The sequence below is a fragment of the bacterium endosymbiont of Bathymodiolus sp. 5 South genome, from assembly GCF_900128535.1.
Classification (GTDB): Bacteria; Pseudomonadota; Gammaproteobacteria; order PS1; family Pseudothioglobaceae; genus Thiodubiliella.
Genome location: NZ_FQTR01000016.1, coordinates 1 through 22,941 on the forward strand (window position 1 = coordinate 1; position 22,941 = coordinate 22,941).

28 protein-coding genes are annotated in these 22,941 nt (G+C 38.6%); all 28 read left to right on the plus strand.

Annotated features, from left to right (window positions below; all coding sequences use genetic code 11):
- The first annotated feature begins 371 nt into the window (after positions 1-371).
- Positions 372-554 carry a hypothetical protein gene (locus BBROOKSOX_RS03030; RefSeq protein WP_139659704.1) on the plus strand — a complete coding sequence of 61 codons (183 nt, stop codon included), beginning with the start codon at positions 372-374 and terminating at the stop codon, positions 552-554.
- Between the two features lie 97 nt (positions 555-651).
- Entirely contained in the window at positions 652-804 is a 153-nt protein-coding gene (locus tag BBROOKSOX_RS03035) for a hypothetical protein (RefSeq protein ID WP_180323824.1), read from the plus strand.
- A 63-nt stretch (positions 805-867) separates the two neighbouring features.
- A complete protein-coding gene (locus BBROOKSOX_RS12035) occupies positions 868-993 on the plus strand; it encodes a hypothetical protein (protein WP_257607743.1) in 126 nt (41 codons plus the stop codon).
- 338 nt (positions 994-1,331) lie between these two features.
- Entirely contained in the window at positions 1,332-1,463 is a 132-nt protein-coding gene (locus BBROOKSOX_RS12040; protein WP_257607744.1) for a hypothetical protein, read from the plus strand.
- Between the two features lie 63 nt (positions 1,464-1,526).
- A complete protein-coding gene (dsbD, locus tag BBROOKSOX_RS03040; RefSeq protein ID WP_139659705.1) occupies positions 1,527-3,752 on the plus strand; it encodes a protein-disulfide reductase DsbD in 2,226 nt (741 codons plus the stop codon).
- Positions 3,753-3,830: 78 nt separating this feature from the next.
- Complete coding sequence (gene aroQ, locus BBROOKSOX_RS03045; protein ID WP_139659706.1) at positions 3,831-4,271, plus strand: type II 3-dehydroquinate dehydratase; 441 nt, start codon at positions 3,831-3,833, stop codon at positions 4,269-4,271.
- A 3-nt stretch (positions 4,272-4,274) separates the two neighbouring features.
- Positions 4,275-4,727, plus strand: a complete 453-nt coding sequence (gene accB / locus BBROOKSOX_RS03050; protein ID WP_139659707.1) for an acetyl-CoA carboxylase biotin carboxyl carrier protein — start codon at positions 4,275-4,277, stop codon at positions 4,725-4,727.
- Between the two features lie 12 nt (positions 4,728-4,739).
- The gene (accC, locus tag BBROOKSOX_RS03055) at positions 4,740-6,092 is read left to right on the plus strand and encodes an acetyl-CoA carboxylase biotin carboxylase subunit (protein WP_139659708.1); all 1,353 of its coding nucleotides are present in this window, start codon (positions 4,740-4,742) and stop codon (positions 6,090-6,092) included.
- A 1-nt stretch (position 6,093) separates the two neighbouring features.
- Positions 6,094-7,125, plus strand: coding sequence for an N-acetyl-gamma-glutamyl-phosphate reductase (argC, locus tag BBROOKSOX_RS03060; RefSeq protein WP_139659709.1), 1,032 nt, complete (start codon positions 6,094-6,096; stop codon positions 7,123-7,125).
- A gap of 12 nt (positions 7,126-7,137) precedes the next feature.
- Entirely contained in the window at positions 7,138-7,500 is a 363-nt protein-coding gene (gene erpA, locus BBROOKSOX_RS03065) for an iron-sulfur cluster insertion protein ErpA (protein ID WP_139659710.1), read from the plus strand.
- Between the two features lie 9 nt (positions 7,501-7,509).
- Positions 7,510-8,481 (plus strand): nucleotidyltransferase domain-containing protein, encoded by a 972-nt coding sequence (locus tag BBROOKSOX_RS03070; RefSeq protein WP_139659711.1) that lies wholly within the window; start codon positions 7,510-7,512, stop codon positions 8,479-8,481.
- Positions 8,478-9,101, plus strand: coding sequence for a 2'-5' RNA ligase family protein (locus BBROOKSOX_RS03075; RefSeq protein ID WP_139659712.1), 624 nt, complete (start codon positions 8,478-8,480; stop codon positions 9,099-9,101). The genes BBROOKSOX_RS03070 and BBROOKSOX_RS03075 overlap by 4 nt, the downstream gene beginning before the upstream one ends.
- Positions 9,098-10,234: a citrate synthase gene (locus BBROOKSOX_RS03080; protein WP_139659713.1), complete on the plus strand. Its 1,137-nt coding sequence runs from the start codon at positions 9,098-9,100 to the stop codon at positions 10,232-10,234. Before BBROOKSOX_RS03075 ends, BBROOKSOX_RS03080 begins: the two co-directional genes overlap by 4 nt.
- Positions 10,234-10,473, plus strand: a complete 240-nt coding sequence (locus BBROOKSOX_RS03085) for a hypothetical protein (protein ID WP_180323825.1) — start codon at positions 10,234-10,236, stop codon at positions 10,471-10,473. The genes BBROOKSOX_RS03080 and BBROOKSOX_RS03085 overlap by 1 nt, the downstream gene beginning before the upstream one ends.
- Positions 10,458-11,507: a DNA cytosine methyltransferase gene (locus BBROOKSOX_RS03090; protein WP_373896608.1), complete on the plus strand. Its 1,050-nt coding sequence runs from the start codon at positions 10,458-10,460 to the stop codon at positions 11,505-11,507. Before BBROOKSOX_RS03085 ends, BBROOKSOX_RS03090 begins: the two co-directional genes overlap by 16 nt.
- Before the next feature lie 8 nt (positions 11,508-11,515).
- Positions 11,516-12,256 (plus strand): bifunctional demethylmenaquinone methyltransferase/2-methoxy-6-polyprenyl-1,4-benzoquinol methylase UbiE, encoded by a 741-nt coding sequence (gene ubiE / locus BBROOKSOX_RS03095; RefSeq protein ID WP_139659725.1) that lies wholly within the window; start codon positions 11,516-11,518, stop codon positions 12,254-12,256.
- A 51-nt stretch (positions 12,257-12,307) separates the two neighbouring features.
- The gene (locus BBROOKSOX_RS03100; RefSeq protein WP_257607745.1) at positions 12,308-12,742 is read left to right on the plus strand and encodes a ubiquinone biosynthesis accessory factor UbiJ; all 435 of its coding nucleotides are present in this window, start codon (positions 12,308-12,310) and stop codon (positions 12,740-12,742) included.
- Positions 12,742-14,337 carry a ubiquinone biosynthesis regulatory protein kinase UbiB gene (gene ubiB / locus BBROOKSOX_RS03105; protein WP_139659716.1) on the plus strand — a complete coding sequence of 532 codons (1,596 nt, stop codon included), beginning with the start codon at positions 12,742-12,744 and terminating at the stop codon, positions 14,335-14,337. The genes BBROOKSOX_RS03100 and ubiB overlap by 1 nt, the downstream gene beginning before the upstream one ends.
- A gap of 122 nt (positions 14,338-14,459) precedes the next feature.
- Positions 14,460-15,122 (plus strand): 50S ribosomal protein L25/general stress protein Ctc, encoded by a 663-nt coding sequence (locus BBROOKSOX_RS03110; protein WP_139659717.1) that lies wholly within the window; start codon positions 14,460-14,462, stop codon positions 15,120-15,122.
- Positions 15,123-15,139: 17 nt separating this feature from the next.
- A complete protein-coding gene (pth, locus tag BBROOKSOX_RS03115) occupies positions 15,140-15,712 on the plus strand; it encodes an aminoacyl-tRNA hydrolase (protein ID WP_139659718.1) in 573 nt (190 codons plus the stop codon).
- A 4-nt stretch (positions 15,713-15,716) separates the two neighbouring features.
- Positions 15,717-16,808, plus strand: a complete 1,092-nt coding sequence (ychF, locus tag BBROOKSOX_RS03120) for a redox-regulated ATPase YchF (RefSeq protein ID WP_139659719.1) — start codon at positions 15,717-15,719, stop codon at positions 16,806-16,808.
- 23 nt (positions 16,809-16,831) lie between these two features.
- Entirely contained in the window at positions 16,832-16,984 is a 153-nt protein-coding gene (locus BBROOKSOX_RS03125; protein WP_180323826.1) for a hypothetical protein, read from the plus strand.
- An 11-nt stretch (positions 16,985-16,995) separates the two neighbouring features.
- Positions 16,996-18,534: a 2,3-bisphosphoglycerate-independent phosphoglycerate mutase gene (gene gpmI, locus BBROOKSOX_RS03130; RefSeq protein ID WP_139659720.1), complete on the plus strand. Its 1,539-nt coding sequence runs from the start codon at positions 16,996-16,998 to the stop codon at positions 18,532-18,534.
- Positions 18,535-18,550: 16 nt separating this feature from the next.
- Positions 18,551-18,715, plus strand: a complete 165-nt coding sequence (locus tag BBROOKSOX_RS03135; protein ID WP_180323827.1) for a hypothetical protein — start codon at positions 18,551-18,553, stop codon at positions 18,713-18,715.
- A gap of 15 nt (positions 18,716-18,730) precedes the next feature.
- Positions 18,731-19,405: a ribulose-phosphate 3-epimerase gene (rpe, locus tag BBROOKSOX_RS03140; protein ID WP_139659721.1), complete on the plus strand. Its 675-nt coding sequence runs from the start codon at positions 18,731-18,733 to the stop codon at positions 19,403-19,405.
- A 224-nt stretch (positions 19,406-19,629) separates the two neighbouring features.
- Positions 19,630-20,607: a 30S ribosomal protein S2 gene (gene rpsB, locus BBROOKSOX_RS03145; protein WP_139659722.1), complete on the plus strand. Its 978-nt coding sequence runs from the start codon at positions 19,630-19,632 to the stop codon at positions 20,605-20,607.
- A 28-nt stretch (positions 20,608-20,635) separates the two neighbouring features.
- Positions 20,636-21,514 carry a translation elongation factor Ts gene (tsf, locus tag BBROOKSOX_RS03150; RefSeq protein ID WP_139659723.1) on the plus strand — a complete coding sequence of 293 codons (879 nt, stop codon included), beginning with the start codon at positions 20,636-20,638 and terminating at the stop codon, positions 21,512-21,514.
- 898 nt (positions 21,515-22,412) lie between these two features.
- The coding region (locus BBROOKSOX_RS03155) for a hypothetical protein (RefSeq protein ID WP_180323828.1) at positions 22,413-22,941 on the plus strand (529 nt) is incomplete at its 3' end.

The following is a 22,941-nucleotide window of genomic DNA, read 5'->3' on the forward strand; positions in this document are numbered from 1 at the left end:
GCCCTTTGAGTTTGCCAATAAAAGGGCAAAGTATATACGCTATCGTCTTTACGCCATTGCTGCTAAAGTCATTAAAACAGGTAGAAAAGTTATTATTAAATGCCAGGCACAATACTATCAATTACTCACCAAGGTATTAAACGACATCAAAGCGTTTAAACCGTTATTATCCTGATTTAGAATAAATAACACTAAGGTTCATTACAAAATCCTGATTAGAGGAGGCTTTATGGCACCTAAAAAAACCAAATCATCCAAAATATTGGATAATTTACACCTGTTTTGTCAAATTCAGAGAAAATGCCTGTGTTTTGCTGAAGGCAGGGTTTGAATGGGGTGCATTTTTTTGGTTTCGATTGTGGGTTTGGGGTTTGGATGGTTCTATTTTTGGATTTGGGAATTATTTTTCTATTTCTCAATTAGAAAATGCAGACCCTAACGCTGAAATGATTGTAAGAGAATTAGAAATGTTTTCAACTATTTTAAAGAAAGTGGCTTCTGATAATACTAAAAACTTGACAGTAGCCACCAATAGTTATGAGAAATATTGCTAAAGCAATAAGTGAGAAAAATGAAGACGGACTAACTGAATTAATTAAGCAATTAGATAGTTTAGGCGTTGTTGACTTATCACAAAGAGGGTGTTAAGTTATGAATAAAATAGAAAAAATACTAAACAAAAAAACTTTATCAGCACAAGATAAGGTTATCTTAGAAAACGAATTATTTGCAATCCTTGGCAGGGTTGAGGGTTATTTAAACAATATGTTTGAAAATACCACTAAGAAAAAGTTAGCAGCATAACTAATTAAAAGCTAACTAATTAAAAAAAGACCACCGCAAGGTGGTTTTTTTAATTTAACTAAAATGGCAATCCGTAAAAATGATAATGGCACTTTTGTTGTTGACATAAGACAAGGTAGAGTAAGACGACATACCAAACGCTTTAAAACCAAAGCCGAAGCAATGATACGAACTCAGATTTTTAATTGAACTGGATAATGGCAAAGCGTGGAAATCCAGCCAAAGGACAAGCGTACAAGTTTTGGATTATGTGAGTAGTAAGTCGTATACAAATTTAACTTTAGCACAATATATCGAAAACACCAAAGAAGCGGGTAATTATCAATTACGAAGTCATATAAAACGCCATTAGTCATTATTTTTTGAGGATAAAAACTGCGATGCTTGTGCTGATTTTTATAACACAATGCTTAAAAGAGACCTTTGCATAAATAGGAACAATCATCAGAAACCCACTTTTCACCTACTTGGCGATTTTTTAAACCCAGCCTTAGCTCTGCTAGGACAAGGTTTAAAGAAATCACCCATTGGGCAAAAATTGGATTTTGCTAATCATCCCTATTTATGCAAAGGTCTCTAAAAACAAAACCGTAATAAATGAATTTGATGCTTTTAAGGCGTTGCTTGCGCAAGGGATTGATATTGATATTGGTCAATAATGTTTACTTGCCACGCTCAAGCGTATAACATATATATTATGTTACGATAGTGAGGGAGAGAAAATGAAACGCATTTTATTATTTTTATTTTTATTAACATCTTTGTTTGCCAATGCACGGGAAGAGCTGTTACCTGCGGATAAGGCATTTGCTTTTAAGGCTAAGGTTGTTAATGACAAAATCTTGTTGAATTGGGATATTGCCAAAGGTTATTATCTTTATAAGAAAAAAATCAAGATTGTCTCAGACCATTCCCAGCGTTTAGGTGAAGCACAATTCCCTGCTGCAAAAATCAAAGACGATGAGTTTTTTGGCAAGGTCGGTATTTATCGTGATAATGTTTTGGTTAGCGTTCCTGTGCTTGAGGGGGCGTCAAAACTTATTGTTGTCAATGTTGAATTTCAAGGTTGTGCAGATTTAGGCGTGTGTTATCCGCCAATAACCAAATCAGCCACACTCAAGGTTGTTAGCGGCAATAAATCGCTGATTGATAGTGCATTTAATGTGTTGTCTAAGACTAAATCTGCCATGCAATCAATCGTTGATAAGGCGACACCAGTTTCTGATGAGCCACTACCTGCCGATCAGGCATTTTCCTATTCAGTGAGCGCAATTGATGCCAATACTTTGCGTGCTAGTTGGAAAATACATCCAGAATATTATCTTTATCACGACAAATTTTTTATTGATGTCAAGGGTGCAGAATTTGGTGATGTTAACTTTCCAAAGGGGGAAATTAAAGACGATGAATTTTTTGGTAAAATTAGGGTGCACACAGGCGAGTTCAGTGTTGATATTCCATTAACCAATATTGAGTCATCACAAGTTAGCTTTATTGCCAAGTTTCAAGGTTGTTGGTTAGGGGGTATTTGTTACCCACCAGTAGAAAAAAGCACAGATATTACATTACCTGAAGTCACAGCAGGCAATACAATTAACCCTGTTAAAACACTGCCAAAATCAGTACCGAGTGTCACAAGCACAAACAGTGAGCCATTAAATGAAACTGACAAAATTACCGCTTTATTGCAACAAGATAATATCTTGTGGGTATTGGCAAGTTTCTTTGGTTTCGGCTTATTGCTCTCATTAACCCCTTGCGTGTTCCCGATGATACCGATTTTATCAGGCATTATTGTTGGGCAAAAAGGCGGGGTAAGTACCAAAAAAGCACTGATTATGTCGATTGTATTTGTGCTTGCTATGAGTGTTACCTATTCAATGGCGGGCGTATTGGCCGGCTATTTTGGTGAGAATTTGCAAGTGTTGTTCCAAACACCTTGGGTGCTGATGGTATTTAGTGCAATTTTTGTGGCACTGGCATTTTCAATGTTTGGCTATTATGAGATTCAATTGCCGTCTGGCTTGCAAAGTAAAATTACCAACATCAGTAACAAGCAAGAAGGCGGTAACTTAATTGGTGTGGCAATTATGGGCTTTTTATCAGCACTGATTGTTGGTCCTTGTGTAGCACCACCATTAGCCGGCGCATTGATTTATATCGGGCAAACGGGTGACGCTGTCCTTGGTGGATTGTCTTTGTTTGTTTTGAGTTTGGGTATGGGTGCACCGTTATTGTTAGTGGGTGCTGGTATCAGTAAACTACCTAAGGCTGGCGGCTGGATGGATAATGTTAAATATGTGTTTGGTATCTTAATGTTGGCAGTGGCAATTTATTTGCTGGATAGGATTATCACGCCGTATGTGTCGTTGATATTATGGGCATCCCTATTTACTTTGTCGCCAATTGCAATGGGTGTGCTAAATTCTCTTACCAGCACAACTGTGGCGTGGCAACGCATGCTTAAAGGTATCGGTTTATTGATCGTGATTTATGGTGTACTATTATGGGGCTTAGTAGCTCGTGGTGGCGGTGATATGTTAGCGCCATTGTCTGGTTATGGCACGAGCGTTCAAGCAGAAAAAGTACATATTGCGTTTGAAAAAATCAAATCAAGTGATGATTTAGACCGTGTGCTTGCCAAAGCACAGAGTAACAATCAAGTTGTGATGTTGGATTTTTATGCAGACTGGTGTATTTCTTGTAAAGAGTTAGAGCGTTTTGTGTTTTCAAATGTTACAGTAGTCAGCGAGATGAAAAATGTCATTGCCTTGCAAGCGGATGTTACCGCCAATGATGCGACTGATAAAGCTTTAATGGCGCGTTTTAATATTATCGGCCCGCCAGGAATTTTATTTTTCAAGGATGGGGTTGAAAATCGCTCGCAGCGTATTGTTGGTGAAATTAATGCACAAGATTTTCTTAAACATTTGAATAATTCAAAGTAGTTAAAATACGCATAAATATGCCTAACATCGGCGATATTGGTGGTAAAATTTACCGTTTATGTTTTATAAACCGTCAAGATGGATATTTTATTGTTGAATGGTCCTAACCTAAATATGCTGGGTACGCGTGAACCGGCGCAATACGGCACGCAAACCTTAGAGGATATTGTCGCTCGCATAGGTGCACTGGCTACTGATGCAGGGCTCTCAATTGAGCATCATCAGGACAATTCAGAGGTTGGTCTGATCGACAAGGTTCACGCTGCTAGTAAGAACGGCACCAAATATATCATTATTAATCCTGCGGCATTCACGCATACTTCTATTGCTTTGCGTGATGCCATGTTAGCAACAGGCATTGCCTTTACAGAAGTGCATTTGTCTAATGTTTATAAACGAGAAGCATTTCGTCAGCAATCTTATTTTTCAGACATCGCAGAAGGTGTAATTTCGGGTTTTGGCGCACAAGGCTATGAATTTGCACTTGATGCAGCCATTACATATATCAAGGAGCATTAAAAAATGGACATTCGTAAAGTAAAAAAACTCATGGAGCTGCTAGAAGAATCTGGCATGGCAGAAATCGAAATTGTAGAGGGCAAGGAGTCAGTTCGCATCTCTCGCTATGGCGGTGCACCAGTAGCCGCACCTGTACCAATGCCAGCGCCTGTGGCTATGGCACCTGTACCAGTTGCCGCCATACCTGCCGCTGAAGCGTCAGATGCACCAGCAACTGTTGATGGTCACCCAATTACTTCACCCATGGTAGGCACATTCTATGACGCTGCATCACCCACTTCTGAAGCATTTGTTAAGATTGGACAGCATGTTAACCAAGGCGATACTATTTGTATTGTTGAAGCGATGAAGATTATGAACCAAATTGAAGCAGATCAATCTGGCACAGTGACTGAAATTTTGTGCAGTGATGGTGACGCCGTTGAGTTTGGTCAAACTTTGGTTGTTATCCAATAAGGTTGTTGCTCAATGAATAAAATTAATAAAGTTTTAATTGCCAACCGTGGTGAAATTGCACTGCGTATTTTGCGTGCTTGTAAAGAGCTGAGCATTAAGACGGTTGCCGTTTATTCAACAGCTGATAAAGACTTAAAGCATGTGCGTTTGGCAGATGAAGCTGTGTGTATTGGTCCGCATCCATCAGCAGATAGTTATCTCAATATTCCAGCACTGATTTCAGCGGCTGAGGTTACGCATGCAGATGCCATTCATCCAGGTTATGGTTTTTTATCTGAAAGTGCAGATTTTGCACAACGAGTAGAAGAAAGCGGGTTTATCTTTATTGGTCCGCGTGCTGAGAATATCCGTGTGATGGGCGATAAAGTGGCAGCGATTGAAGCAATGCAAAGCTCAGGCGTTCCTTGTGTGCCTGGTTCTGATGGCGGGCTTGGCACGGATGATAAGCAAAATATTGCAACTGCGAACAAAATTGGTTTCCCAATCATTATTAAGGCTTCTGGTGGTGGTGGTGGCCGTGGTATGCAAGTGGTAGAAAAGGAATCTGATTTGCTTGCTGCTATTGAACTTGCCAAAACTGAAGGGCAGAGTTTTTTCGGTAATCCAGAAGTGTACATGGAAAAATTCTTAACCACACCACGCCATGTTGAAATACAAATATTGGCGGATGAACACGGTAATGTGGTGCATTTAGGTGAACGAGATTGTTCAATGCAACGCCGTCATCAAAAAGTGGTGGAAGAGGCACCTGCACCAGGGGTAACGCCTGAGTTGCGACACAAAATTGGTAGCGTTTGTACGGACGCTTGTAAGGCAATTAACTACCGCGGTGCGGGTACTTTTGAGTTTTTATTTGAAAACAACGCCTTCTATTTTATTGAGATGAATACACGCGTGCAAGTTGAACACCCAGTAACTGAAATGATTACGGGCGTTGATATTGTGCGTGAGCAAATCTTAATTGCAGACGGGCAGAAGCTTTCATTGACGCAAGAGGCGGTAAAGATTAAAGGCTTTTCCATTGAATGCCGTATTAATGCAGAAGACCCGAATAATTTTATGCCATCACCGGGAAAAATTACCCAATTCCATGCTGCCGGTGGCTTAGGTGTGCGTGTTGATTCGCATGTGTATAACGGTTACAGCGTGCCACCGCATTATGATTCGATGATTGGCAAACTGATTACTTTTGCCGATACTCGACTGGGTGCGATTATCAAAATGCAAAATGCTTTGGACGAAATGGTGATTGACGGCATTAAAACCAATATCCCGTTGCAAGCGCGCATTATGGCAGATGAAACTTTCCGCAAGGGCGGTATGAATATCCATTATCTTGAGAAAATGCTGGGAGAGTCGCACTGATATGATTAAAGTAGGCATCATCGGCGGTACAGGCTATACAGGCGTTGAATTGTTGCGTTTGTTGCACAACCACCCAAAGGCAGAAGTGATTGCCATTAGTTCTCGTTCAGAGGTTGGGCAACGGGCAGACAGGATGTTTCCATCTTTGGTTGGACATTGTGATTTGGTTTTTTCTTTGCCAGATGCTGCAATCTTAGATGAGTGCGATGTGATATTTTTTGCCACACCACATGGCGTGGCAATGGAAGGCGCGGGTGCATTCATTGAAAAAGGCATTAAAGTGATTGATTTGGGTGCAGATTTTCGCTTAAATGATAAGGCTGAGTATCAGCAATGGTATGAATTGGAACATACGCAAGACGATTTATTGTCATCAGCAATTTATGGATTGTGTGAGATTAACCGTGAGCAAATTAAAAACGCCACTTTGGTTGCCAATCCAGGTTGTTATCCAACCGTCATCCAATTGGCACTCAAGCCTCTGATTGATAATAAACTGATTGATTTATCCAGTATTATTGCAGATTGTAAATCAGGCGTGAGTGGTGCTGGACGAGGTGCTAATCAAGCTAACTTGTTGTGTGAAGTGAGTGAATCATTTAAGTCCTATGGCGTGGGTGGACATCGGCATTATCCTGAAATTAAACAAGAATTAGCCTTGTTGGCAGGCGAAAGTGTGGGGCTAACTTTTGTGCCACATTTAGTGCCCATGATTCGGGGCATGCAAGCCACACTTTATGTGGACTTATTAGATGCCAATACTGAGGTACAATCTGTATTTGCAAAGACCTACAAAAATGAGCACTTTATTACCGTGCTTGATGTTGGGGTAACACCCGAAACTCGCAGTGTGAAAGGTTCTAATTTTTGTCAAATCGCTGTGCAAAAAGCACCCGATAGTAATAAATTGATTGTTATTGCAGTGATTGACAATCTGGTTAAAGGCGCTTCTGGTCAAGCCATTCAAAATATGAATCTTATGTTTGGACTGGATGAGCGTTTAGGATTAGAGCAAATTGGATTGACACTTTAAAGGGAGAAAAATATGGAAGCAGCACAGACTTTAGAAAACTTAGAACCAGCAGATATTATTTTTAGCGACAGTGCCGCTAAAAAAGTATCCGACCTTATTCAAGAGGAAAAAAACGACAATTTAAAATTGCGTGTATATATTACAGGTGGCGGTTGTTCGGGTTTTTCTTACGGCTTCACTTTTGATGATAAACAAAAAGAAGGCGATTCAGGCGTAGCAAAAAACGGCGTGCAGTTGGTCGTTGATCCAATGAGCTATCAATATCTAGTTGGTGCAACGGTTGATTATCTAGAAGACCTGCAAGGCTCTCGCTTTATTATTCACAATCCTAATGCTAAAACTACTTGCGGGTGTGGCTCATCTTTTTCGGTTTAAGGAACAAGAATGGAATTAGCAGAGCATAAAGAGTTTAGTGAAGATAGAATTAAAGAAATTAAAGACGCAATAAAAGAAATACCTGAACTTATAAAGAATAAACTTTGTATTTTTGTAACAGGTAGTTACGGAAGACTAGAAGCTTCTAAATATTCTGATATTGACTTGTTTTTTTTGGATACGCAAACCAACCGGCCAACATCCAATATAGATACAGTATTGATAAACGCAGAGATTATTAAGGTTTGTAGAAAATTAGGGCTCTCTGAGTTTAGTAAAGACGGCTTATATTTACAAAAACACTGTCTAGGGGATATAAAAGGAAACTTAGGCAGTCCTGCCGATGATTATAAAAACTTTTATACAGCAAGAATGTTGTTATTATTAGAGTCGCAATTTTTATATAACGAAGAATTATTTAATAAATGTGTTGAAGAAATAATTGATAGTTATTATGTAGATTTTCATGAGCATACTGATAATTTTGAGCCTATATTTTTAGCAAACGATATTATCAGATTTTGGAAGACTCTATGTTTAAACTATGAACACAAAAGAAGATGTAAAGAAGAAGGCGATAGTTCTAATGCTAAGAATATAGCGCACTCTAAAAACCTTAAGCTAAAGTTCTCAAGAAAGTTAATTTGTTTTTCATTTATCCTGAAGTTAGTAAATCATCAAGGAACAATATCAAAACAAGAACTTGCTAATATAGTGCGTATGACGCCAGTAGAAAGGCTGGAATCTATTCAAAATCAGCATAAAGATAGCGATATAGATTCGGACATTAAAAGTATTATTGATGATTACCAATGGTTTATTGATCATACTCAAGTAGAAAGTCAGCACATGTTAGCCTGGATAGCGGATAAAAATAAAAGAGACGAGGCGTTTAAAAAAAGCAATAAGTTTGGACAAAATATTTATAATGTATTAAAGAAGATAGATAAAAACAACCTTATTTCAAAACTATTAATATGAATAATACACCTAAGAGCTTTTATGTTTTATATCCGAAGGATAAGAAGATTAAAGATACATTGAACGCAATAAAGATTCTTTCTGATAATTCTCAAAGAACGGCTGCCCATATTACAGTCCGTGGTCCTTATAGTAAAAAACTTACAAAATCAATAGTTGATGCCTACTCCAAGGATATTGCCAATACATCGCTACATTTTTCAGAAGTTGCTAATTTCTTTGATTGTGGACAAAATACTGTCTTCTTTAAATGCGATGATAATGAAAAATTGAGAAAAATATGGAAGAAAAAAGGCTATAAAGATTTTAAACCACATATTACTTTGTACAATGGCACAGATGAAGTGTTTGCTAAAAAGTTATTTGAGAGATTGCAACAAAATTTTAAGTCTTTTGATTTTAAGGTGGATCGGTTGTCATTTTTAGAATCAAAATCAAGTGATGATATGGACTTCTATCGCCAAAGATTGAAACAAGACTTGGTTAATTATGAATGTTTTAAGGATATTTTAAATGTTGACATGGATAAAGAAAAAATAAAAACAATTGATGAGTATCGTAAACTTAATTACATAAGTAAATTCAATGCCCAGTTATATAAAAATGAAGCAGACAGATGATTGAATATATCCCAGGCTTAGCAGGCGTTCCAGCAACAGAATCCTCCATCTCTTCGATTGATGGCAAAAATGGTATTTTGGCGTATCGAGGATATTCGATTGAGGATTTGGTGAAATACGCATCGTTTGAAGAGGTGGCAATGTTGCTTAGAGATGGTGAATTGCCCAGTAGCGATGCGTTGGCAGATTTTCAAAAAGTATTGCACGAGCGCTATGAAGTGAAACGCGATATTCGCTTAATGATGTGGGCGTTGCCGGCGAATGGACACCCGATGGATGTTTTGCAAACAACAATTGCATCGATGGCAACTTTTTACCCTGATGCGGGTGCCCAGGATCCAAATTCAGCTTATACACAGAGCGCATTGACCAAAATTATTGCTAATATGAGTACACTGGTGGCAATGTGGGCGCGTATTTCAACAGGCTATGACCCGATCCCGCCAAGTAAGGAAATGTCATATGCCAAAAACTTCTTAGCCATGTCGTTTGGTGAAGAGCCAGATGATGACATTGTTAAATTGTTTGACGCTTGTTTGATTTTGCACGCTGAACATACGATTAATGCCAGCACCTTCTCAGCCATGGTAACGGCTTCTACACTTGCCAATCCATTTGCCTCAGTATCAGCAGCAGTGGGGACTTTAGCAGGTTCCTTGCATGGCGGTGCCAATGAAGATGTTTTGAATATGCTTGATGAGATCGGTGAGGTTAAAAATGTGCGTGCTTATATCGAAAATCGTCTCAAAAATAAAGCCGTAATTTGGGGGTTGGGACATAGAGAATATAGTGTTAAAGACCCGCGTGCCAAGATTTTACAAGGCATGATTGAAGCCTACATCAAGAAGAATAATATTGCGCTTTCTAAGCGCTTTGAAATAGCACTAGAAGTAGAACGCATTTGTGAAGAGTTACTTAGTGCTAAAGGCGTTTATCCGAATGTTGATTTTTATTCAGGTATTTTATATGCCGAGATTTTTAAAATTCCCCGCAAGCATTTCACCCCGATTTTTGCAATGGCACGCTCAAGTGGTTGGGTTGCACATTGGCATGAACAGGTTAGGCATAACCGAATTTTCAGACCGACACAAATTTACACCGGCGCAGGTTTCAGGGCTTATCCTAAAAAATAATGACGCCCAAACAAAATAATATTATTACTAAAATTCCTGCCGATGAGAAAAAGGCATTTGAGCAGTTAATTAAATCGTATCGGAAAAAACATATTCGTACATCTCATAATATTATTGTGGTTGCCTATAGTTGGATTTCAGAGTCAGATTCATTGGCATCAATGAGAAACATTATAAGTTTTGAAGATTATTTGTTTGAAGAAATTCCCTCAATATTAAAATTTTGGAAAGAGCAGTGAGTAAATTAAAAATTATAGATTTATTTGCAGGTATTGGTGGCATTAGGCTGGGCTTTGAAAAAGCATCAAAGCATAATATTGAGTGTGTTTTTACTAGTGAATGGGATAAATTTTCTGTAGAAACATATAAAGCAAATTTTGGCGAAAAGTCTATATATGGAGACATCACAGAAGTTTCTTTAAAAGATATTCCTAAACATGATATTTTATTGGCAGGTTTTCCTTGTCAACCTTTTTCCCAGGCAGGTTTAAAAAAAGGTTTTTCCGACACAAGAGGGACACTTTTTTTTGACATTGAAAGAATTTTAAAAAGTAAAAAACCCAAGGCGTTTCTTTTGGAGAATGTTAAACAATTAAAAGGACATGACAAGGGCTCAACACTCAAAGTTATATTAGAGCACTTAAGAAATGTAGGCTATGAAAACACCCAATATCAAGTGCTTAGAGCAAGAGATTTTGGACTTCCCCAAAATAGGGAAAGACTTTATATTGTTGGTTTTTTAGATAAGGATATTAGGTTTAATTTTCCCAGCCCTACTTTTGAGAAAACGAAAGTGGGCGATATTCTAGATTTAATCGTTGATGCAAAATATACTATTTCTGATAAACTTTGGGAAGGACACCAAAGAAGAAAAAGAGAGAATAAACTTAAGGGAAAAGGGTTTGGTTACGGTATTTTTAATTCTGAATCAGAATATACAAATACTATTTCAGCACGCTACTACAAAGATGGGAGTGAAATACTAATTGAGCAAAAAGATAAAAACCCTAGAAAACTAACCCCGAGAGAGGCCTCTAGATTACAGGGCTTTCCAGAAACATTTAAAATTGTTGTTTCAGATACACAGGCCTATAAACAGTTCGGAAATAGTGTTGCAATTACTGTTGTTGAATGTATTGCCTCTAAAATGCTACAGTGCTTAACAAAAGAAGCGACACAAAAATATAATTACCCTAAACAAGGTTCAGATACAATTCATCCTATGTGCTTGTTTTCGACCAAAAAAATAACACAAGAGGATCTAACGGTTTAATAACGATGATGAAAAATACCACACATTTTGGCTTTAAAGAGGTTGCCACACAAGATAAACAAAGCATGGTGCGTGGTGTCTTTGACTCTGTTGCCAATCAATATGACTTGATGAATGATGTACTCTCATTTGGTGCACATCGACTTTGGAAGCATTACACCATTGCCACCTCAAATGTCAAAGCAGGTGATAAAGTCTTAGACATTGCTGGCGGTACGGGAGATTTAGCGCGCGCCTTTGCGATGAAAGTGGGCGCTACAGGTCAAGTGGTACTTTCTGATATTAACGCTGCGATGCTCAGTGAAGGGCGTAAAAACTTAATTAACAAAGGTGTTTCAGGCGTGCAGTTCGTGCAGTTGAGTGGCGAACAAATACCATTTGCAGACAACACTTTTGATTGTGTATCGATTGCTTTTGGTTTGCGCAATGTAACAGACAAAGACCAGTGCATTGGTGAAATGTATCGTGTTTTAAAACCAGGGGGCTGTCTGTTAATCTTAGAATTTTCTAAAACAGACATTGCCTTATTGGAAAAATTCTACGATTTTTATTCATTCAATGTCATGCCGCAGCTTGGTAAAATCATTGCTAACGATGAGCAGTCTTATCAATATTTAGCTGAGTCTATTCGCAAACACCCTGACCAAGAAACACTAAAACAAATGGTGCTAGATGCAGGATTTGGTATTTGTGAATATCACAATCTTTCAGGTGGAATCGTCGCATTACATAAAGGTATCAAGGTCTAAAACTTTATGCAGTCTATAATTTTACAAAGCGCGCTAAACCATTTGCTTGAAGTGCATCAAATTGATATCCGTCCATTAGAGGGAAAAACGGTGCATTTTTCTTTGCAAGATTTTCCAATAGAAGTTAATTTTATTTGCACTAATGCCCGTATTTTCGTTACTACCGACACCACCACTCACGCGGATGTTGACATCAAGCTTAAGTCCAATGTATTTTTGCAATTAATGCAAGGCGAGGATTTAACTGAGTTGTTAAGACAAGACAAAATTATCATTCATGGCGATGTTAAAACCACGCAATTACTGGTTGATTTATTACAACAAGTTGAATTTGATTTTGAAGAAGAGCTGTCTAAATTCACCGGTGATATTGTTGCACACCAAGTAGGTAGAATCGCCACAAAATTCAAATCATCTGACAACCCTTTGGCAGCTATTAAGGATAAAATTACTCATTTTCTTATTGCACCAAAACGCTTTCACTAATGCGTAATTTAGCTCGATTTATTGCTATTATGCGTATTTTGATGCGCTATCGAATAGATGCTTTGATATTATCAGCCTCTTTTTTAAAGCGTTTTAAGCCCCTGCTATATCTAACACCTTGGCACTATATTCCCAGAAAAAAATTGACTAGAGGCGAACGCATTCGTTTGGCGCTTGAAGAGTTAGGGCCGATTTTTATTAAGTTTGGGCAAACGCTATCTACGCGTCGTGATTTACTACCTGAAGACATTGGCGATGAACTTGCTAAGTTGCAAGACTCTTGCCCTGCCTTTGATAGCATACAAGCAAAGGCAATGATTGAAGCGTCATTGGACGGCACGACAGAACAATTATTTAGTAAGTTTGAGCTTGAACCATTGGCAAGTGCCTCTATTGCTCAGGTGCATACTGCTGTTACTCATCAAGGTGATGAAGTGGTGGTTAAAATTGTGCGACCTGATATTGAGAAAATTATTAAGCGTGATATTGCACTGATGTATATCTTGGCAAAGTTTGTTAGCAAGTATCCGATGAGTAAAAAAGTACGCCCTACTGAAATTGTTGCTGAGTTTGAAGGCATTATTTTAAACGAACTCAATATGTTGAGAGAGGCAAAAAACGCCACACAATTGCGAGAAAATTTTCAAGGTTCTGATTTGTTGTATGTGCCGAAGGTGCATTGGGATTTGTGTAGTGAGGAAGTGCTGACGACTGAGCGCATTTATGGCACGCCAGTGGGTGATATTACTCAACTAAAGGCTGATGGCGTTGACCTTAAAAGATTGGCAGAAGAAGGCGTGATTATTTTTTTCACGCAAGTATTCAAGCATAATTTTTTCCATGCAGATATGCATCCTGGTAATATTTTTGTTGGTCCAGAGGGTCGCTATATTGGCGTTGATTTTGGTATTATGGGTGTGTTGGATGAGTCGGACAAGGATTTTTTAGCCAATATGCTGTTGGCATTTTTCAACCAAGATTATCACGGCGTTGCTAAGGCCTATATTGAATCGGGCTGGGCAAGCACAAGTACCGATGTGCATGCTTTTGAGCGGGCGATTGGTAGAATATGTGAGCCGATGTTTGAGAAATCTTTAGAGGAAATCTCATTTGGGCAGGTGTTAATGGATTTGATGGCTGAGGCGAAAAATTTTGATATTACGGTTCAACCGCAACTGTTATTATTGGACAAGACATTGTTAAATATTGAGGGTTTGGGTAGGCAACTCTACCCACAATTAGACTTGTGGGCAACGGCAAAACCTTTTTTAGAGGACTTAGTTAAGGAAAAATACAGCATGCAAAGCACGATTAAAAAACTTCAAGAAAAAGCACCAGAGCTTTTAAAGGAAATGCCTGAATTACCAAGTTTGGTATTAAACGCACTCAAGCAAATGAACAACATTAGCAATATTCAAAACGAACAGACCAAGGCAATTATTAACCAACTAAAAGACAATTCCAATCGACAAACTTCAGCTATTTTCTCAGGTGCTTTGTTGATTCTCTCAGGTGTTTTAGTGGTCAATTATTTGCTAATCGCTGGTGGTGTTAGTGCTGTAGTTGCCTTGGTATTTTGGATGAAGTCTAGATAGCGTTTCTTTTTGTACATTTTCGGGTAAAATAACACGCTTGATATGTTTGGTCGCAAAATATATCATCTGGATAACACTCTTCATATTAGGGTGTTTTTTATTTTTAAAAAAAGGATAAGAAAATGAATATTACAATCAACGCTACAATGCGCAAAGATCAGGGGAAAGGTGCGAGCCGCCGCCTGCGTCATCAAGAACAAGTTCCTGCTATCGTTTACGGTGCAGGCAAAGAGCCGAGCGCAATTACGCTTAATGTTCACGAAATAGGACATCTTTTAGAAAACGAAGAGGCTTATACTTCGGTGCTAGAGTTGGCGATTGACAAAAAAGTTGAGCCAGTTGTTATTAAAGACTTGCAGCGTCATCCGGCTAAAAACCTTGTGACCCATGTAGATTTTCTCCGTATTGATATGAACAAAGATATTGTTACCAGCATCCCACTGAACTTTATTGGCGAGGAAGACAACGAGGCAATGCGTCTTGGTGCGATTCTTAACCAATTCATCACTGCGATTGAGGTTTCTTGTCTGCCAGCAAACTTGCCACATACGATTGAAGTTGATATTAGCAATCTTGCAATGGGCGAGCATATCAGCTTGACGGGACTAACAATGCCAAAAGGCGTTACCATTACTGCATTAACACACGGCGATATTGAAGCACACGACCAAAGTGTTGTTGCGGTGCAAGAGCCTAGATTAATGTCTGAAGAAGTTGAAAAAGAAGCTGTTGATAGTGAAGGCGAAGAAGGTGCTGACGACAAATCTGAAGGCGATTCAGAATAAAACCTTGATTTGTGGTTGTGGCAATTAAACTGATTGTTGGTCTGGGCAACCCAGGTAAAGACTATCAAGCGCATCGCCATAATGCAGGCTTTTGGTTTTGTGATGTGCTTGCGCATTTTTATACAGGCGCCTTTAAAAAAGAATCCAAATTCTTTGGCGAAGTGGCGCAGATCAATATTGCGGGTACATCGGTATGGGTATTAAAACCAAATACTTATATGAACGCTTCTGGGAAGTCAATTCAAAGTATGGCTAATTTTTATCAAATTGATGTAGCACAAATTCTGGTTGTACATGATGAACTGGATATTGACCTTGGCACGGCAAAGATTAAATTTAGTGGCGGCCATGGTGGACATAATGGACTTCGTGATACGATTAAGGCGCTAGGTAGTAAGGATTTTTATCGCTTAAGAATTGGCATTGGCCATCCAGGTGATAAGTCTAAGGTGGCAGATTTTGTTCTACACGCACCTAATAAATCAGAAATTGGATTGATTGAAGATGTTTTGAGCGATTCGTTGAATGTTATTGAACAAGTTGTTAAGGGCAAAGTCGAATTGGCGATGCAAACACTACACACGGAATAGAAATATGGGATTTAAATGTGGCATCGTTGGGCTACCCAATGTAGGAAAATCAACTTTATTTAATGCATTGACGCAAGCAGGCATTGAGTCGGCAAACTATCCATTTTGTACCATTGAGCCAAATGTTGGTATCGTACCGATCAATGATAAGCGCTTAGAACAATTGGCTGAAATTGTTAATCCACAAAAAATTTTACCAACGACCATGGAATTTGTAGACATTGCAGGCTTGGTTGAAGGTGCATCAAAAGGCGAAGGATTGGGCAATCAATTTTTAACCAACATTCGTGAAACCGATGCGATTGTGCATGTAGTTCGTGCTTTTGATAACGATGATATTATCCATGTATCTGGCAAGGTGTCCCCATTCGACGACATTGAAATTATCAATACAGAATTAATCTTAGCAGACTTAGTTGTGGTTGAAAAACTTTACGATAAAGCGCTAAAGAATACTAAGTCGGGACAAAAAGACGGCATCCCTCTTAGAGAGTTACTAGAAAGAATTTTACCTGCCTTAGAAGCAGGAAAACCTGTTCGCGCTTTAGATTTTAATGCAGAAGAAGTCAATTTGTTAAAAGGTTTTCAACTGCTGACTATCAAGCCTGTGCTTTACACGGCTAATGTTAGCGAAGATGGCTTCAGCGACAATCCACACTTAGATGTTATTGAGAAATTTGCAGAGGCTGAAGGTGCAGAAGTGGTTGCAATTTGTGCAAATATTGAGGCGGATATTGCTGACATGGAAGCGGATGAAAAGCAAGAATTTTTATCTGAAATGGGTCAAGACGAAGCTGGGCTTGACCGCTTGATTAAAGCAGGTTATCACTTGCTTGGTTTGCAAACTTACTTCACCGCAGGCGTGCAAGAAGTGCGTGCTTGGACGATCAATGTTGGCGATAGTGCACCGCAAGCAGCAGGCAAAATTCATGGGGACTTTGAGAAGGGTTTTATCCGTGCGGAAACGGTTGCTTTTGATGATTTTATCGAATGCAGAGGTGAAAAAGGCGCAAAGGAAGCAGGAAAATTGCGCGCAGAAGGCAAGGAGTATATTATGCAAGATGGCGATGTGGTACACTTCTTATTTAATGTTTAATACTTTGAGACCTTTGCATAAATATGAATAATCATCAAAACGCCATTTTTCACCAACTTGACAATTTTATGAAACACAGCCATAGCTTTGCTATGACTATATTTCATACAATCAACAATTCGGCAAAACTTGTCACTTTGCTAATCATTCCTACTTATGCAAAAGTCTCACTTTAAAATAACAACCCATGATAGCAAAAAAACAAACCAAAGTATTAATTATCCTAGATGGCTGGGGGCATTCAGAAATTGAAGAGAATAACGCGATTGCCCTAGCAAAAACGCCTGTTTGGGATAGGCTTAATAATAAATATCCTAACACGCTGATTCTTACCAGTGGCAAAAAAGTCGGGTTACCCAGCGAGCAAATGGGCAACTCTGAAGTGGGGCATCTTAACCTTGGTGCAGGGCGTGTGGTTAAGCAAGATTTCACCCGAATTCATCATGATATTCAAGTAGGCGACTTTTTTAGAAACCCTGTCTTAAAAAACTCCCTTGAATATGCTAATGACAATAACAAAGCAGTCCACATTATGGGTTTGTTATCTGACGGTGGCGTACATTCACACGAAGAGCAAATTCATGCTATATTGGAGATGACCAAGAAACATGATTGTCAGGAAGTTTACTTGCATATATTTTCCGATGGTCGAGACTGTGCACAAAAGAGCGCAAAAGACTACATTCAAAAATTAGAAGATAAAATTATCGAAGTAGGCGTGGGCGAGATTGCCAGCGTGATTGGTCGATATTTCTCTTTGGATAGAGACAATCGCTGGGATCGCGTGCGTTCTGCCTATGAATTAATTGCCAAAGGTAAGGGCAAGTTTTTAGCGCAAAGTGCAATTGAAGCGATTGAAATGGCTTATGAGCGGGGGGAAACGGATGAGTTTGTCCAATCAAGCGTCATCAAATCACCAACAAAAATTAATAAAGGCGATGTGATGATTTTTATGAATTATCGCGCCGACCGTGCCAGACAAATTACTCAGGCGTTCACGGATGAAAATTTCCAAGGTTTTTCGCGTGGTAGTTTTGTACCCACGCAATTTATTTGTTTGACAGAATACAAAAAAGACTTTAATTTACCAATGGCTTATCCACCTGCAAAGCTTAATAATGTATTGGGTAAATATCTGTCTAATTTAGGCATGACACAGCTTAGAATTGCTGAGACTGAAAAATATGCACATGTTACTTTCTTTTTAAATGGCGGTATTGAGCGTCCATTTTATGGAGAAGACCGCATACTGATTCCATCGCCAGATGTCGCAACTTATGACATGAAGCCAGAAATGAGCGCCTTTGAATTGACAGATGATTTGGCTGAGAATATTGAAAGCCAGAAGTATGACCTGATTATTTGTAACTTTGCTAATACGGATATGGTTGGGCATTCTGGAAAATTAGATGCAACGATTAAAGCAGTTGAGGCTGTTGATACATGCCTTGGTATCATTTATCAAGCGATATTGTCTATTGATGGAGAGATGCTGATCACCGCTGATCACGGCAACGCCGAACAAATGGTTAACCCTAAAACAGGCGAAGTGCATACCGCACATACAAATAACCCAGTGCCACTTATCTTTGTGAGTGGGCGTGCAGCAATAATTGCCAAGCCTGAAGAAGGCGCATTGTCTGATATTGCCCCAACATTGTTATTAATGATGGGTGTTGAACAGCCCGATGAAATGACAGGCTCTAGTCTAATCACATTTAAATAGAGACCTTTGCATAAATATGAATAATCATCAAAACGCCATTTTTCACCAACTTGACAATTTTATAAAACACAGCCATAGCTTTGCTATGACTATATTTCATACAATCACCAAGTCGGCAAAACTTGTCATTTTGCTAATCATCCCTACTTATGCAAAAGTCTCAAATAAATTACTTTTTTAACAACAGGAGAAAAAAATGAAACAAGCTAATTTTATTGCCCCATCAATTTTGGCAGCAGATTTTGCCAAGTTAGGTGAAGAAGTTGACACTGTATTAAGTGCAGGCGCCGATATTGTGCATTTTGATGTGATGGATAATCACTATGTGCCAAACTTAACAATTGGTCCATTGGTTTGCGAAGCACTCAGGAATCATGGCGTCAGTGCACCAATTGATGTGCATTTAATGGTTAAACCCGTAGATAGAATTATTCCTGACTTTATTGCTGCAGGTGCATCCTATATTACTTTTCATCCAGAAGCATCTGAGCATATTGATAGGACGCTTGGTATGATTAAAGAGGCTGGTTGTAAAGCAGGGTTAGTGTTTAATCCAGCAACACCGTTACAGGTATTAGAAAATGTGATGGATAAGTTAGATATGATTTTGTTAATGTCGGTCAACCCTGGTTTTGGTGGTCAATCTTTCATTCCACACACGCTAGAAAAGTGTAAACAAGTGCGACAATTAATTGATGCAAGTGGCAAGGATATTCGCCTAGAAATTGATGGTGGCGTGAAGATTGATAATATTCGTGAAGTTGCAAGTGCAGGTGCAGATACCTTTGTTGCCGGCTCAGCCATCTTTAATACAGATAATTATAAAGCAACCATTGACAAGATGCGCGCTGAATTGGCTAAAGCTAACTAGCACTAATTATTATTTATACCATAAGGCTTAGGTTATAATATTGCGTTTTACGATTTTAAAAAATCGACAGTTGAATCGGGCGGTTTATTGAACGCCCGATTTATTTTAATGTATCACACAGCTTGGCATATTAGTCAGGGTGCTCTTTGAAAAAGAAGGGTTGACTAATAGAAGTTGTGGAAGGAAAAGACAAGAAGTCTTTTTAACAACCCCGGAGAAATAATATGGCAAAAACATCCATGAAAAAAATGTTAGAGGCTGGTGTTCATTTTGGTCACCGTAGCCGTTTTTGGCACCCAAAAATGGAGCGCTACATTTATGGCACTCGTAACGGTGTGCATATCATCAACCTAGAAAAATCACTACCAATGTTTAACGATGTGCTTAATTTTGCATCAAAAACAGCAGCAGCTGGTGGCTCTATTTTATTTGTTGGCACCAAGCGTGCAGCAAGTGACATCATGAAAGAAGAGGCAATCCGTTGTGGCATGCCATATGTGAATCACCGTTGGTTAGGTGGCATGATGACAAACTACAAAACCATCAAAGCCTCAATTAAGCGTCTAAAAGATTTAGAATTCCTAGCAGAAGAAAACTTTGCTCAATTCGGCAAAAAAGAAGCGTTAATGATGACACGCGAAATGGAAAAATTAGAGCGTAGTTTAGGTGGCATTAAAGATTTAGGCGGCATTCCTGATGTGGTGTTCGTTATTGATATCGGTCATGAGAAGAACGCCGTTAAAGAAGCACAAAAATTAAGCTTGCCACTAATCGGCATTGTGGACACTAACCACAATCCAGAAGGCATTGACTATGTGATTCCGGGTAATGACGATTCAATCAGAGCGATTGGCTTCTACGCAAGAGAAATTGCAAATGCAGTTTTAGAAGCAAAAGCTTCAATGCCAACACAACAGACTAAAAAAGCAACCACCATAAAGAAAACTGTCGTTGTTAAAGAGCCTGTTATCAAGCAAGAAGTTGTTAAAGCAGAGGCTGTCAAAGAAGAGAAAAAACCTATTGAGAAAGAAGCGGCTAACGAGCCAGCAGCTGAAAAAACAGCAAAAACAACCGACCAGCTTAACAAAGCAGCACTAACCGCTATGAAAAAAGCAGAATTAGAGCATTATGCACAAGAGCAAGGTATTAAGGTCAGTGCCAGCGACACCAAAGGCGTAATGATTGAAAAAATTCTTGCATAAAACAATACAGACAGATTAGGAGATAGTTATGGCTATTACAGCATTAATGGTTAAAGAATTAAGAGGAAGAACAGGTGCAGGCATGATGGACTGCAAAAAAGCATTAAGTGAAACTAATGGCGACATGGAGGCAGCGATTGATTTAATGCGCACCTCAGGTGCCGCTAAGGCTGCTAAGAAATCAGGTCGTATTGCTGCAGAAGGCTTGGTTAAAGTTAATGTTAGTGCCGATGGCAAAACAGCAACTATTTTAGAGGTTAACTCTGAAACAGACTTTGTCACTAAAGGCGATGTCTTTATTGGTTTTGTTGATGCATTAGGTGATTTAGCACTTAAAACAACCCCTGCTAATATCGAAGCGTTCTTAATGCAAACCATGGAAAATGGCGATTCATTAGAAAAAGCACGCGAAGACATTGTCGCCAGTACCGGTGAAAATGTAACCATTCGTCGTGTAACCACTGTGCATGCAAATGATGGCGTTATTGGCGTTTACAAACATGGTGAGCGTATTGCGGTATTAACCCTACTAGACGGTGGCGATGAAGACTTAGCAAAAGACATTGCAATGCACATTGCAGCATCTAAGCCTGAATGTATTTCTGCAGATGAATTATCTGCAGATATTCTTGAAAGAGAAAAGGCGATTTTTGTGGAGCAAGCCAAAGAATCTGGCAAGCCAGACAACATCATCGAAAAGATGATCGGCGGTCGTATGAAGAAATTTATCAACGAAGTCACACTTTCTGGACAAGCCTTTGTGAAAGACCCAGATACAACAGTTGGTGCTTTAGTTAAATCAAAAGGCGCTACAATCAAGTCATTTGTTCGTTTTGAAGTAGGCGATGGCATTGAGAAAAAAGAAGAAAATTTTGCCGATGAGGTGATGGCTCAGGTTAAAGGTTAATTCTTTTCGCCTCGTCTTTTTACTTTTATCGGCGTTAAGTATTAAAAAATACTCAGTCATAGAGTCTCATCTATAAAAACACCTGTTTATAAGGCATCATCTCTGGGTTATCACTAGACTCTTGTAGATATTCGCCGCTTTGGTTAGATTATCGGCAATAGTTTTAAGAGGATTTACCTGATAACTTTTTCTAATCAGAGGTATTTGGCTCTTGCCAACCATCAGTGTGTTTGCTATTAGAAAGTTTGGGTTGATTATCCTCAAGCAGAGCATTGATAGTATTAAGCAGTTCAGCAAATAAGTTGTCTCTGAGCAGCTGAACTCTAAAATCAAGTTGCGCTACCCCATTAGGCTTGTTACCATCTAGACTGAATTCACAAAAATTAATAAAAACTAAATCCCTACCTAGACTATCGGCTAGCTTTTCATCAAACTAAACATTGTAGAATCCTAAAATTGCATAAAAAACTTATAAGCATCTATTTTTTTGTTGTACAATATGTGCGGGGGCGTATCAAAATACTATATAAGGCCTTTGCATAAATAGGGATGATTAGCAAAATCCCTATTTATGCAAAGGTCTCTCTATATAAAGATTTATCATCTTTTAAATTGGTAGCCATATTTTATGCAAGATAAAACACACTTTGCTCTTATCAGATAGAATTAGAAAACATCTAAAGTTATACCGATAATCAAAGTGTGAAAAAAAATCTTGCTAATTATTTGCTTGTTATTTAGTCAACCCTTAATTGTACTCAGTAAAATATTGTCAGTCAAAATATAGTGTGATTGTTTTGATTGTTTTGATTGTTTAAGAGTGGTTTTATGGTTGGTTGTTTTGGGTTTTTAAGGGTTGACTATTTAGAAACAGCAATAATTATTTAGGGGGTTTTCTATGAAAGTTATAAAGTTATTTATTACAAGCATACTATTGTTGTCATCATTCCAGACATTTGCAGCATTTTCTATTACCACGGCGGCTAATGTTTCTACGCCTGAAAACACAGACAAGGTGATTAAGCTTACCGTTAACAAGAACGGGTTCAATGAACTTATCTTTGGCAAGAGAAAATTTACTATGAGCGGTAAAGATGTCAATAAGTTTACTATTAGTGATGAAGATTTAAAATCAAAATTAACTTTCAAAGCCACGGCTTTTGAAGCCGGAAGTGATAACACTTATAGTGTTAATATCAAAGCCGAATTTAGGTTCATGACTGGGCCTTCCTCCGTAGCCTACACACAGACGACTGAAAAAACCATCACTGTAACCGTAACCAAGAATCCTGACAATGGGGAGCATGTACCAACATTTCGTATTACCACGGCTAATGTTTCTACGCCTGAAAACACAGACAAGGTGATTAAGCTTACCGTTAACAAGAACGGGTTTAATGAACTTATCTTTGGCAGGAGAAAATTTA